12 protein-coding genes are annotated in these 12358 nt (G+C 64.7%); 7 read left to right on the plus strand and 5 right to left on the minus strand.

Annotation, left to right across the window (positions count from 1 at the left end; all coding sequences use genetic code 11):
* Positions 1 to 9 precede the first annotated feature (9 nt).
* From rfbD to RTQ83_RS21875, 7 genes are all read left to right on the plus strand, one after another.
* Positions 10 to 867, plus strand: a complete 858-nt coding sequence (gene rfbD / locus RTQ83_RS21845; protein ID WP_312519380.1) for a dTDP-4-dehydrorhamnose reductase — start codon at positions 10 to 12, stop codon at positions 865 to 867.
* A 276-nt stretch (positions 868 to 1143) separates the two neighbouring features.
* Positions 1144 to 2238, plus strand: coding sequence for a glycosyltransferase (locus RTQ83_RS21850; RefSeq protein WP_312519382.1), 1095 nt, complete (start codon positions 1144 to 1146; stop codon positions 2236 to 2238).
* A gap of 100 nt (positions 2239 to 2338) precedes the next feature.
* Positions 2339 to 2650 (plus strand): H-NS histone family protein, encoded by a 312-nt coding sequence (locus RTQ83_RS21855; protein WP_312519418.1) that lies wholly within the window; start codon positions 2339 to 2341, stop codon positions 2648 to 2650.
* A gap of 341 nt (positions 2651 to 2991) precedes the next feature.
* Entirely contained in the window at positions 2992 to 4374 is a 1383-nt protein-coding gene (locus tag RTQ83_RS21860; RefSeq protein ID WP_312519385.1) for a phosphomannomutase/phosphoglucomutase, read from the plus strand.
* A 9-nt stretch (positions 4375 to 4383) separates the two neighbouring features.
* On the plus strand, positions 4384 to 5367 hold the full coding sequence (gene waaC / locus RTQ83_RS21865) for a lipopolysaccharide heptosyltransferase I (protein ID WP_312519388.1): 984 nt from the start codon (positions 4384 to 4386) through the stop codon (positions 5365 to 5367).
* Positions 5364 to 6647: a lipid IV(A) 3-deoxy-D-manno-octulosonic acid transferase gene (gene waaA / locus RTQ83_RS21870; RefSeq protein ID WP_312519391.1), complete on the plus strand. Its 1284-nt coding sequence runs from the start codon at positions 5364 to 5366 to the stop codon at positions 6645 to 6647. The genes waaC and waaA overlap by 4 nt, the downstream gene beginning before the upstream one ends.
* Before the next feature lie 50 nt (positions 6648 to 6697).
* Complete coding sequence (locus RTQ83_RS21875) at positions 6698 to 7261, plus strand: YcxB family protein (RefSeq protein WP_312519393.1); 564 nt, start codon at positions 6698 to 6700, stop codon at positions 7259 to 7261.
* 118 nt (positions 7262 to 7379) lie between these two features.
* On the opposite strand, the gene RTQ83_RS21880 is transcribed toward RTQ83_RS21875, so the two are convergent.
* The 5 genes from RTQ83_RS21880 to RTQ83_RS21900 all read right to left on the minus strand — a co-directional run.
* On the minus strand, positions 7380 to 8282 hold the full coding sequence (locus tag RTQ83_RS21880) for a SprT family zinc-dependent metalloprotease (protein WP_312519396.1): 903 nt from the start codon (positions 8280 to 8282) through the stop codon (positions 7380 to 7382).
* A gap of 44 nt (positions 8283 to 8326) precedes the next feature.
* Positions 8327 to 9067, minus strand: a complete 741-nt coding sequence (locus tag RTQ83_RS21885; protein ID WP_312519399.1) for a lysophospholipid acyltransferase family protein — start codon at positions 9065 to 9067, stop codon at positions 8327 to 8329.
* Positions 9068 to 9111: 44 nt separating this feature from the next.
* Positions 9112 to 9702 (minus strand): D-glycero-beta-D-manno-heptose 1,7-bisphosphate 7-phosphatase, encoded by a 591-nt coding sequence (gene gmhB, locus RTQ83_RS21890; RefSeq protein ID WP_312519402.1) that lies wholly within the window; start codon positions 9700 to 9702, stop codon positions 9112 to 9114.
* Between the two features lie 9 nt (positions 9703 to 9711).
* Complete coding sequence (gene glyS / locus RTQ83_RS21895; RefSeq protein WP_312519405.1) at positions 9712 to 11808, minus strand: glycine--tRNA ligase subunit beta; 2097 nt, start codon at positions 11806 to 11808, stop codon at positions 9712 to 9714.
* 14 nt (positions 11809 to 11822) lie between these two features.
* Positions 11823 to 12358 (minus strand): glycine--tRNA ligase subunit alpha (locus RTQ83_RS21900; protein ID WP_312519408.1); only part of this gene is annotated, 536 nt, incomplete at its 5' end.

Consider the following 12358-nt stretch of genomic DNA (forward strand, 5'->3'; position numbering starts at 1 on the left):
GGGGTTCGCATGAAGATCCTGCTCACGGGGGCCGACGGCCAGGTCGGCTACGAGCTGCTGCGCTGCCTGCAGGGTCTGGGCGAGATCGTCGCCTGTGGGCGCGACCGGCTCGACCTGGCCAACCTGGACCAGGTGCGCGACTGCGTGCGCCACTTGCAGCCGGACCTGATCGTGAACGCCGCCGCCTATACCGCGGTGGACCGCGCCGAAAGCGAACCGGAGCTGGCCCTGCGCGTGAATGCCCAGGCGCCCGGCGTGATGGCGCTGGTGGGGCGCGAAGTGGGCGCGGCGCTGGTGCACTTTTCGACCGACTACGTGTTCGACGGCGCCAAGGACACGCCGTATGTGGAAGGCGACCGCACCGCGCCGCTCAACGTGTACGGCGAAACCAAGATGCTGGGCGAGCAGGCTATCGTCTCGTCCGGCATTCCCTACCTGATCCTGCGCACCAGCTGGGTGTACGGCATGCACGGCCATAACTTCCTGCGCACGATGCTGCGTCTGGCCGCCGGCCAGGACGAGGTGAGGGTGGTCGACGACCAGATCGGCGCGCCGACCTGGAGCCGCACCGTGGCCCAGACCACGGCCCACATCCTGGTGCAGTCGCAGATCGGCGGCGCGCGCTGGTGGCGCGAATCGCGCGGGATATATCACCTGGCCGCCGGCGGCGAAACCAGCTGGGCCGGTTTTGCGCAGGCGATCATGGAAGAAACCGGGAGCGCCTCCCGCGTGACGCCGATCGCAAGTAGGGATTATCCGCAAGCCGCGCGCCGGCCCGCCAATTCGCGCCTGAACAGCGCCAAGCTGACGCACCGTTTTTGCCGCCTGCCCGACTGGCGCGATGCGCTGGCGCTGTGCCTGCGCTGAACTCCCGCTTACTACACCATTCGCCTGCGCCGTCCAGCGGTGCGCGAGCATCGTTTGACTCATTTCCAACACGGCGAGCACGATAAAACCGTGCGCCTGGGATCGCCGATTCATTCCGGTACAATGAATCGTGCATGAATGGCATTAATTCGGTTCATGCAGGCGAATGTGGAGACGCATACTGAGCCGTACTGAATTACTGAAGCTGTGGCTGTGCTATTTCCCTGCCGCTGCTTCATGGAGAAGCGCCATGAATGGCGCCGAAAGAAAACAATAATGTTCTCCTTTTTCGTGAGCTTCCTGTCGTGTGCATTGCTGACACTGCTGGTGATTAAGTTCGCGCGCAAAAACGGGATGGCGCTCGATGGCGATTTCGGTGGAGTGCAGAAAGTGCATACGCATGCGGTAGCGCGCATTGGCGGTATTCCGATTTTCCTCGCCGTGATTGTCGCTTCCGGAATTTCCGTTTTACGCCAGCCGGCATTGGCGCCATGGCTGATGACCTTGATTGCATGCGGCGCGATTGCACTCTCCGGTGGAATAGTCGAAGACTATACGGGAAAGGTGTCGCCGGGCCGCCGTCTGCTATTGACGATGGTTGCGGCCGGGCTCGGATACTGGCTGCTCGATGCGCGCGTGGTGCGGCTCGATTTCCCGTGGGGTGTGCTGGTGCTGCAGGCGCCCTGGCTGGTGCTGCCGCTGACGCTGCTGGCGGTGGCCGGCATCGCCAACGCGGTCAATATCATCGACGGCTTCAACGGCCTGGCCAGCGTGGTATGCATCTTCATGCTGCTGTCGCTGGCCTACGTGGCGCTGCAGGTGGGCGATATGTTCGTACTGGTGGCGGCGCTGATCGTGGCCGGCGCCGCCGCCGGCTTCCTGATCTGGAACTATCCGGTGGGCCTGATTTTCCTCGGCGATGGCGGCGCTTATTTTCTCGGATTCCTGCTGGGCGAACTGGCATTGCTGCTGGTGATGCGCAATCCCGATGTATCGACCTGGTATGCGGCGCTGCTCCTGATTTATCCCGCATTCGAAACCGTCTTTTCCGCTTATCGCCGCATGTTTGTACGCGGCAAGTCGCCGGCAATGCCGGACGGGATTCACCTGCACAGTTTGATTTTCAGACGTATCGTGCAATGGACGGTAGGCCCGCGCGAAGCACGCGCACTGATGAAACGCAATGCGCGTACATCGCCTTATTTATGGCTGTTTTCACTCACAGCAGTGATACCCGCAACGGTGTTCTGGAAGAATACCGGAGTGCTGATGTTTTTCTGTTTGTTGTTCATAATCAGTTACCTCTGGTTGTACGGTCGTATTGTTCGATTCAAGTCCCCACGCTGGCTTTTTTTAAGCAAGAAGGACTAATGGTGTAATATTGATGTTAGTATATTGCGACAATTGGTGAGAATTCCCACAGCGAGCAATTGCTGAATCTGTATTCATTTTTAACGAACGAGGAACGATGATGGATCTGTCGAATATGTCCGTAGGCGATTTGCGCAACCTGCAGGAACAAATCAAGCAGGAAATGAAAAAACGCGAAGTGCAGGAAGTGCAAAAAGCACGCGAGCAAATCCTGGCCATCGCGCAAAGCGTCGGCGTGCCGCTGAAAGACCTGATGGCCGCCGCCGGCCGCGGTTCGAAAGGCGCCTCGGTCGCCGTGCGTTATCGCCACCCGGAAGACAACAATCAGCAATGGACCGGCCGCGGCCGTCAGCCGAAGTGGGTCAAGGAATGGGTCGAAGGCGGCAAGTCGATCGACGACCTGCGCGTTTGATGCCACGCCGCTCCGCCAGCCGGAGCGGCATGCTGGGCCGCAGCAGCTAGCTGCGGCGATCCAGCGATCGTGCCGGCGTGATCGAACGCCGGCGCCGGTGGCTTGCTGTCATCGCCAGCTTTGATGCCCCATCCTGCACTGACGCGCATCCCCAGCGGCGTCACGAAGTATCTCCGATCGTCTTTCAAGTTTCTCCAATCGTCGCACCGATCCCGCGCCACTCCCACGCGCCAGCGCTTGCCGGTACAATAGCAGGCAATTTTGTCATTCCTCCAACACCTGCAACGATGCCGCCTTTACCGGGCTGCATGCGCTTTGCTCCACGTACTCCAAGGAAGAAAATGGTTGCTCTCTCGAAAACGATCTTCAAGGCCTATGACATCCGCGGCATCATCGACAAGACGCTGGATGCCGGCATCGCACGCCACATCGGCCGTGCTTTCGGCGCCGCCGCGCTGGCCAAGGGAGAGCGCAAGGTCGTGATCGGCCGCGACGGCCGCCTGTCGGGCCCGGAACTGGCCGGTGCACTGGCCGAAGGCCTGCGCGACGCCGGCGTCGACGTGATCGACCTGGGCATGGTCGCGACGCCAATGGTCTATTTCGCCACCAACGTGCTCGACACCCGCTCGGGCATCATGGTCACCGGCAGCCACAATCCGCCGGACTACAACGGCTTCAAGATGGTGATGGCGGGCGATGCGATCTATGGCGACGCTATTACCGGCCTGCACGACAGCATCGCGGCCTATGACGGCAAGGTCGCCGAGCAGCGCGGCGAGTACGGCACCCACGACATCCGCGCCGCCTACCTCGAGCGCATCATTGGCGACGTCAAGCTGGCGCGCCCGATCAAGATCGTGGTCGATTGCGGCAACGGCGTGGCCGGTGCTTTCGCCGGCGACCTGTTCCGTGGCATGGGCGCCGAGGTCATCGAACTGTTCTGCGAAGTCGACGGCCACTTCCCGAACCACCACCCGGACCCGGCGCACCCGGAAAACCTGCAGGACGTCATCAAGGCGTTGCAGGAAACCGACGCCGAGATCGGCCTGGCCTTCGATGGCGACGGCGACCGCCTGGGCCTGGTCACCAAGGATGGCCAGATCATCTTCCCGGACCGCCAGATGATGCTGTTCGCGGCCGACGTCCTGTCGCGCAATCCGGGCGGCGAGATCCTGTACGACGTCAAGTGCACCCGTCACCTGGCCCCGTACATCGAACAGCACGGCGGCAAGCCGCTGATGTGGAAGACCGGCCACTCGCTGGTCAAGGCCAAGCTGAAGGAAACCGGCGCGCCGCTGGGCGGCGAGATGAGCGGCCACATCTTCTTCAAGGACCGCTGGTACGGCTTCGACGACGGCCTGTACTCGGGCGCGCGCATGCTGGAAATCCTGACCAAGGAAGCCGATCCATCGGCGCTGCTGAACGGCCTGCCGATCGCCAGCAGCACCCCGGAACTGCACCTGAACCTGCAGGAGGGCGAGAACTTCGCCCTGATCGACAGCCTGCGCGCCAACGCCACCTTCCCGACCTCGGAAAAGATCAACGACATCGACGGCCTGCGCGTCGAGTACGCCGACGGCTTCGGCCTGGCGCGCTCGTCGAACACGACGCCGGTGGTGGTGCTGCGCTTCGAAGGCGAGAACCCGGAAGCGCTAGCGCGCATCCAGGGTGAATTCAAGAGCGTGATCCTGGCCGCCAAGCCGGGCGCCGATCTGCCGTTCTGAGGCTAGCGCTTGAAGATCTTACTCGTGCGCGTGTCGTCGCTGGGCGACGTCCTGCACAACCTGCCGATGGTGGCCGACCTGCTGCGCCGCCATCCCGGCGCCACGATCGACTGGGTGGTGGAAGAGGGCTACGTCAGTCTGGTGCGCCTGAATCCCAACGTGCGCAAGATCATTCCATGGTCGCTGCGGCGCTGGCGCAAGAGCCTGGGCAAGAAGGAGACGCGGGCCGAGATCCGCGCCTTCTTCGCAAATTTGCGCGAGGACGAATACGACGTCGTGTTCGACACCCAGGGCCTGCTCAAGACCGGCATCATCATGGGCGCCGCGCGGGTGAAGAAGGGCGGCAGGAAGGTCGGCCTGGCCAACGGCAGCGAAGGCTCGGGCTACGAAGGCATCTCGCGCATCTTCCACACCGACAGCATCCCACTCGACCCGCGCACCCATGCGGTGGCGCGTGGCCGCCTGGTGGCCGGCAAGGCGCTCGGCTATCCGGTCGATACCGCGCCCGACTTCGGCCTGCCGGCGCCGCAAGCCGCCGATACGCGTCCCGACTTTTTGCCGCGCGAAGACTACGCCGTGTTCTTCCACGGTACCGCGCGCGCGGCCAAGAAGTGGTCCGACGCCAACTGGATTGCGCTGGCGGCAGCGCTGGCGCCGATGCCGGTGCTGCTGCCGTGGGGCTCGCCGGCCGAACGCGCCGATGCGGAAAGCCTCGCTGCCGCGATGCCGAACGCATGCGTGCTGCCCAAGCTGTCGATGATGGACGCGGTCAAGGTGGCGCAGAACGCGGCGCTGGCGGTCGGCGTCGACACGGGCCTGACCCACATCGCCGCCGCCTTCGTGCGGCCAACGATCGAGATCTACGCCGATTCGCCCAAGTGGAAGACCGAGGGCAACTGGTCCGATCGCATCGTCAACCTCGGCGACCTGGGCACGCCGCCGTCCAGCGATGAAGTGATCGCGGCAGCGCGCGAACTGCTGGCGCGCACATGAACCGCACCCTGTATTCCGGCCTGTGGTGGCTGGCGCTGCCGGCCGTCCTCGGACGCCTGTGGTGGCGCGGCCGCAAGGAGCCGGGCTACCGCGAGCACTGGGGCGAGCGCCTGGCCCTGAGCGGCCCCGCCGAGGGCCAAGCCACCATCGTGCTGCACGCGGTCTCGGTGGGCGAGACGCGCGCCGCCGAACCTGTGGTCGATGCGCTGCTGGCGGCCTATCCGGACTGCCGTATCCTGCTGACCCACATGACCCCGACCGGGCGCGCCACCGGGCGCCAGCTGTTCGCGCACCATGGCGAGCGGGTGGTGCAGGCTTACCTGCCCTATGACACCGCCAGCATGACCCGGCGCTTCCTGCGCCGCTACCGGCCGCGCGCGGTGATCCTGATGGAGACCGAGGTGTGGCCGAACCTGATCCACGCCTGCGCGCGCATGGGCGTGCCGATCGTGCTGGCCAATGCGCGCCTGTCCGAACGCTCGCTCAAGCGCGGCCGGAAGGCCGGCGCCGTGATGGGGGAAGCGGCGCGCGCCTTCACGCTGGTCGCGGCCCAGACCGAACTCGATGCGGGGCGTATCCGCTCGCTGGGCGCGCCGAACGTGGAAGTCACGGGCAGCGTCAAGTTCGACGTCACGCCACCGGCTGCGGCGCTGGAAAAGGGCGACTGGCTGCGCAGCCGCATCCGCGCCGGCGGCCCGGAACGTCCCGTGTTCCTGTGCGCCAGCACGCGCGAAGGCGAAGAAGCGCTGATCCTCGACGCCTGGCGGCAGTCGGCCGACAAACCGGCGGGCAGCCTGCTACTGCTGGTGCCGCGCCATCCGCAGCGCTTCGACGAAGTAGCTAGCCTGGTCACGGCGCGCGGCATGTCGCTGGCGCGCCGCTCGCAGCTCGACCTCGAGCACGCCATCGACGGTGCCGACGTTTTATTGGGCGACTCGATGGGCGAGATGTTCGCCTATTACGCCGCCTGCGACTGCGCCTATATCGGCGGCAGCCTGCTGCCATTGGGCGGCCAGAACCTGATCGAAGCCTGCGCACTGGGCAAGCCGGTGCTGGTGGGCGAGCATACCTTCAACTTCCTCGACGCCACGATCGAAGCGGTGGACGACGGCGCCGCGCTGCGCGTGCCGGACGCCGGCGCGCTGGTGCGTGAAGCGACGCGCCTGCTGCGCGACCATGCGGCGCGCATGGAAATGGGCGCGAAAGCGCTGGCGTTCGCGCGGCGCCATCGCGGCGCGACCCTGCGCACTGTTGAACTCCTGCAACGGGTTATTCGCTAGGTTTTGATACCATTCCTATCTGCACGGTACAAAACAAAAGGGGATGGGCCATGTTGTCGTTCAATCACCCGAGGCCGGTCGGTAGTGGAAAGCCAGTGGCTGTCCTGGTCCAGGAGCAAGCCGCACAGGCTCTGGAGACGATCATGACACCTGGATCACCCGACAAGGTTTCGGCGCCGCCCAAGCTGGAGCGCGGCAACAGTGTTCTTCCGCTCGACGCGCTGCACTTCTTCGTGCGCTACACGCTGCGCGAGTACACCAGCTTCATGTGGCAGCACGGCGGCTTCCTGATCCGCCGTCGCCGCGTGCGCTGGCCGGCCAGCCTGTTCCTGCGTTTGAAAAGCACGTTCAGCGCGGCGCTCAATTTCGTCCTGCTCGGACGCGGCCGGCGTACCTATGAATTCACTATCGACGAACACGGCATCGTGCGCACCAGCGGCGGCGTGACGCTGATCGACTGGGATGACGTGAGTGCGGTGCGCACTTATTCGCGCGGGTTCATGATGATTCTGAAGCGCGGCACCTTGCCGATTCCGTTCCGCTGTCTGTCGGAGGGGCAGTTGGCCACGATGCGCGATCTGGTGGCGGCGCGGCACGAATTGAATGTGCGCTGAAGGATCGTGTTGCGGCTGGTCTGAAGCTGGTTGAACGCGTCGGCAGGGGACCTGCCGACGCGGCGATAGGCAAAGCCGGCATGGCGGCATGCGCACCGCCATCCACCGGCACCGCACATCACTCCTCGAACAACACCGGCATCTCGTGCGAGCGCTTGCGCAAGGCAAGCCGCGCCCCATCGTAATCCGGATACACCTCGGCGACGGTGGCCCAGAACGCGGGACTGTGATTCATCTCGCGCAGATGCGCCAGCTCGTGCGCTACCACGTAATCGATCAGCGCCGGCGGATAGTGAATCAGCCGCCAGTTCAGGCGAATGCTCCCGCCCACCGTGCACGAACCCCAGCGCGAGCCGGCCGACGACAGCGCGAACGCGCTGTACGCCACGTTCAAGCGCGGCGCGAAATGATCCAGCCGCTCCACGAACACGCGCTTGGCCTGGGCCTGGAACCACAGCTTGACGCGCTCCTTGAGCTGCCACTCCGACAGCCCCGGCACCACGCCGATCCACAATTCGCGACTGGCTTCGTCGAACTGGCAGTGGCTGCGCTCCGCATCCTCCAGCCGCAGCACGATCTCGCCGCCCAGGTAGGGCAGGCGCGCGCCATCCTTCCATTCCACCGGCGCGCGCTGCTGGCGCTGTTCGCGCCGTTCGCCGCGTTCGAGCAGCTTGGTGACGATCCAGCGGCCCTTGGCGCGCAGCGCGTTGTCGATGTCGATCTGGGTGACGCGGCGCGGCGCCGTGACGCGCAGGCCGTCGTCGTCGATGGTGAAGCCGATCGAGCGGCGCGACGAACGGCGCAGCGCGTACTCCACCACGTGCTGGCCGAGCACGATGCGCTTGAGAGGGGGATCACTGGGGCCGACCGGCGGCGCGGGAAGATTGATGCGGGGCGGTGCGGGCGGCGCCTTGAACAGCGGCTGCGCGGGCGGCGCCGGCTTGCCTGAAGGCCGGAGCGCCGCGAAAAACTCTTGTGCAAACAGTTCCAGCTGGTGGCTGTCCATCTTGGAAGATGCCATGGTGTGCTGGGGTTTCGAATTCCTGATCTGGGTTTCGACGTCGCTCAACCACCTTTGTAGGCGTGGGGCGAAATGACGCGCATTTCCGACTCTATCCAATTTTCTACCTCTTGCATCAGGCTGTCAGGGGTATGGCCTTGCGGCGATATCGGTTTGCCGATCGAGACGGTGATCAGGCCCGGGCGCTTGATGAAGGAGTTCTTCGGCCAGCATTCGCCCGAATTATGCGCGATCGGCACCACCACGGCCTGCGTTTCCACAGCCAGGCGCGTGCCGCCGCTCTTGTACTTGCCCTTCTGGCCGACGGGGATCCGCGTCCCTTCCGGGAACATGATAATCCATTGGCCATCCGCCAGTCGACGCTTTCCATGCCGGACCACTTGCGCGAACGCGTTCTTGCCCTGCTTGCGGTCGATCGGGATCATGCGCAGCAATCCCATCGCCCAGCCGAAGAACGGGATGTACAGGATTTCCTTCTTGAAGACGTAAACCAGCGGGCGCGTGAGGTTGGGCAGCAGGAAGATGGTTTCGAACGCCGACTGGTGTTTCGACAGCACGATCGCCGGCGCGTCCGGCAGGTTGTCGTAGCCCTTGAATTCGTAGCGGATGCCGCAGATGACGCGTGCGCACCAGATGATGAAGACGTTCCAGCGCGAGGTCACCCAGAAGCGCTTGTTGTAGGGCAGGGGAGCGGCCAGGAAGCAGACGCAGGCCCAGACCACGGTGGCGACGATCATCACGATCGTAAAGAGCAGGGAACGCAGGAACAGGCTGAAATTACGCAAAGGGGCTCCGGACAAATCGGTCTAATTCAGGACAGGGACTACGTTTAATTATTGGTCTGTACCGCGGGTATGGCTTGCGCCACCTGCGTGGCTTGCACGGCGGGCTTCAGGAACGCGCTCACCATCGCCGCCAGGTCGGGGAAGACCTGGGTGCCGGGCGGCAGGCCGCCGGTGGTCTGCGTCTTCTCGCCTTTCCCGGTCAGCACCAGGAACGGCACGCAACCGCTGTTGTAGCCGGCCTGCAGGTCGCGCAGCGAGTCGCCCACCGTCGGCACGCCCTTCAGGTTCATCTTGAAGCGCTTGCCGATTTCCTCGAACATGCCGTTCTTCGGCTTGCGGCAATCGCAGCCGTCGATCGCCGCGTGCGGGCAGAAGAAGATGGCGTCGATGTCCGCGCCCACCAGCTGGGCGGCCGCGTGCATCTTGGCGTGGATGGCGTTGAGCGTCGCGATGTCGAACAGTTCGCGCGCGATGCCTGACTGGTTGGTCGCGACCACGACCCGGTAGCCTGCCTGATTGAGGCGGGCGATCGCTTCCAGCGAACCGGGGATCGGCGTCCACTCCTGCGGCGACTTGATGAAGTCGGGCGAGTCGTGGTTGATGACGCCGTCCCGGTCGAGGATGATGAGTTTCATGTGCTTCTCTTATGCCGCCAGCTTGGAGATGTCGGCCACCCGGTTCATCATGCCGTGCAGGGAGCGCAGCAGGGCCAGGCGGTTGTTGCGCAGGGCGACATCCTCGGCCATCACCATCACGTCGTTGAAGAAGGCATCGACCTCGTCGCGCAGCTGGGCCAAGGTCTTGAGCGTGCCGGTGAAGTCGCCCGCGGCAAAGGCGGCGTCGACTTCGGGCTGCACGCGGGTGACGGCGGCGGCCAGCTTCTTCTCGGCTTCGTCCTGCAGCAAAGCTGGATCGACCTCGCCAGCTTGCGCCAACGCTTCCTCGTTCTTCTTGAGGATGTTGGTGATGCGCTTGTTGGCGGCGGCCAGCGAGGCCGCTTCCGGCAGCGCGGCGAAGGCCTGCACCGCTTCCAGGCGCCCCACCACGTCGTCGACGCGGTCCGGGTTCTGGGCCAGCACGGCCTCGACTTCGTTCGGCGAGAAGCCGCGCTCGCGCAGCATGCCGCGCAGGCGGTCGAGCATGAAGGCGGTGACCTCAATGCGTGGATCCTTGAATGCGGCCTGGCCTTCGAAGGTGGTGACCGCGTCGCCCAGCAGTTCGGACAGCGACAGCGGCAGGCGCTTCTCGACCAGCATGCGCATCACGCCCAGCGCGTGGCGGCGCAGCGCGAACGGATCCTTTTCGCCGGTCGGCTGCAGGCCGATGGCCCAGATGCCGACCAGGGTTTCCAGCTTGTCGGCCAGCGCCACGGCCAGGCCGGTGTTGGTCGACGGCAGGGCGTCGCCGGCAAAGCGCGGCTGGTAGTGTTCCGAGGCCGCGCGCGCGACTTCGTCGTGCTCGCCGTCGTGGCGCGCGTAATACGTGCCCATGATGCCTTGCAGTTCCGGGAACTCGCCCACCATGTCGGTCAGCAGGTCGGCCTTCGACAGGCGCGCGCCGCGCTGCGCCAGCGAGGCGTCGAAGCCGAGGCGGGTGGCGATGCAGGTGGCCAGCTTGGTCACGCGGTCGCTGCGCTCGGCCTGCGAACCCAGTTTGTTGTGGTACACCACGCTGCTCAATTGCGGCAGGCGCGACTCCAGCGTCTTCTTCTTGTCCTGCTCGAAGAAGAACTTGGCGTCCGACAGGCGCGGGCGCACCACGCGCTCGTTGCCGCCGACGATCGCGGTCGGATCATCGGTCGCGATGTTCGACACGATCAGGAAGCGCGAACGCAGCTTGCCTTCGCTGTCGGTCAGCGCGAAGTATTTCTGGTTGGTCTGCATCGTCAGGATCAGGCATTCCTGCGGCACGGCCAGGAACTCGTCCTCGAAGCGGCATTCGTACACCACCGGCCATTCGACCAGCGCAGCCACTTCGTCCAGCAGCGATTCGGGCATCAGGACCTGGTCGGCGCCGGCTTTCTCGAGCAGCTGCTTGCGGATGCTGTCCTTGCGCGCTTCAGCCGACGACATGACCTTGCCTTCGCTTTCCAGCACGCGCGCGTAGTTGTCGGCGTGGTCGATGTCGAACGCCTCACCGTGCGACAGGAAGCGGTGGCCGATGGTCTGGCGGCCGGCCGCGAGGCCCAGCAGCGACAGCGGCAGCACCGCGTCGCCGTGCAGGGCCAGCAGGCGGTGCACCGGACGCACGAACTGCACGGTGGCGCCGTCAGGGCGCTGGTAGCTCATGACCTTCGGGATCGGCAGCTTGGTGACGGTGTCCGCCAGCACGTCCTGCAGGGCGCCAGCCAGCGCACTGCCGGCGGCGGTGTAGGTGTAGAAGAAGCTTTCGGCCTTGCCGTCCTGGGCGCGTTCCAGATCAGCGATCTGCAGGTCGGGGAAGCCCAGCGCGGCCAGCTTCTTGGCCAATGGAGCACTCGGGTTGCCGTCCTTGTCCAGGGCGACCGACACCGGCAGCACTTTTTCGCGGATCGATTTGTCGGGCGAAGTGCCACGCACGTTGGTGATCGACACCGCCAGGCGGCGCGGGGTGGCGTAGGTGGTGGCGACGCTGTCGGCTTCCAGGAAGTCGCGCGCCTTCAGGCCATTCGTGATGCCGGCGGCAAAGGCCGCGCCCAGCTTGACGAGCGCCTTCGGCGGCAGTTCTTCGGTCTGCAGTTCGACGAGGAGTGTTTGATTCATGGTCAGTATTCTTATCAGGCTGCGGCTTGTTCAGTCTTTGGCGCCATCGGGAAGCCGAGCTTCTCGCGCGAGTCGTAATAGGCTTGCGCCACCAGGCGCGACAGCGTGCGCACGCGGCCGATGTAGGCGGCGCGCTCGGTCACCGAGATCGCGCCGCGCGCGTCCAGCAGGTTGAAGCTGTGCGAGGCCTTCATGATCTGCTCGTAGGCCGGCAGGGTCAGTTCCAGCTCGATCAGGCGCTTGGCTTCGGATTCGTGGTTGTTGAAGGCCTGGAACAGCAGGTCGGTGTTCGAGTGCTCGAAGTTGTAGGTCGACTGTTCGACTTCGTTCTGGTGGAAGACGTCGCCGTACGACAGGCTTTTCTTGACCCCGTTCTCTTCCCACTCGGTCCACACCAGGTCGTACACGTTCTCGACGCCCTGCAGGTACATCGCCAGACGCTCGATGCCGTAGGTGATCTCGCCCAGCACCGGCTTGCAATCGAGGCCGCCCACTTGCTGGAAATAGGTGAACTGCGTGACTTCCATGCCGTTCAGCCAGACTTCCCAGC

Origin of the sequence: Massilia sp. (assembly GCF_031995545.1) — a bacterium.
Classification (GTDB): Bacteria; Pseudomonadota; Gammaproteobacteria; order Burkholderiales; family Burkholderiaceae_D; genus Telluria.

Excerpts from the sequence above, each read along its gene's own strand:
- waaA (WP_312519391.1), top strand. The coding sequence starts at position 5,364 with ATGAACCGCACCCTGTATTCCGGCCTGTGGTGGCTGGCGCTGCCGGCC.
- RTQ83_RS21860 (WP_312519385.1), top strand. The coding sequence starts at position 2,992 with ATGGTTGCTCTCTCGAAAACGATCTTCAAGGCCTATGACATCCGCGGC.
- RTQ83_RS21880 (WP_312519396.1), bottom strand. The coding sequence starts at position 8,282 with ATGGCATCTTCCAAGATGGACAGCCACCAGCTGGAACTGTTTGCACAA.
- glyS (WP_312519405.1), bottom strand. The coding sequence starts at position 11,808 with ATGAATCAAACACTCCTCGTCGAACTGCAGACCGAAGAACTGCCGCCG.
- rfbD (WP_312519380.1), top strand. The coding sequence starts at position 10 with ATGAAGATCCTGCTCACGGGGGCCGACGGCCAGGTCGGCTACGAGCTG.
- RTQ83_RS21855 (WP_312519418.1), top strand. The coding sequence starts at position 2,339 with ATGGATCTGTCGAATATGTCCGTAGGCGATTTGCGCAACCTGCAGGAA.
- RTQ83_RS21850 (WP_312519382.1), top strand. The coding sequence starts at position 1,144 with ATGTTCTCCTTTTTCGTGAGCTTCCTGTCGTGTGCATTGCTGACACTG.
- gmhB (WP_312519402.1), bottom strand. The coding sequence starts at position 9,702 with ATGAAACTCATCATCCTCGACCGGGACGGCGTCATCAACCACGACTCG.
- RTQ83_RS21875 (WP_312519393.1), top strand. The coding sequence starts at position 6,698 with ATGTTGTCGTTCAATCACCCGAGGCCGGTCGGTAGTGGAAAGCCAGTG.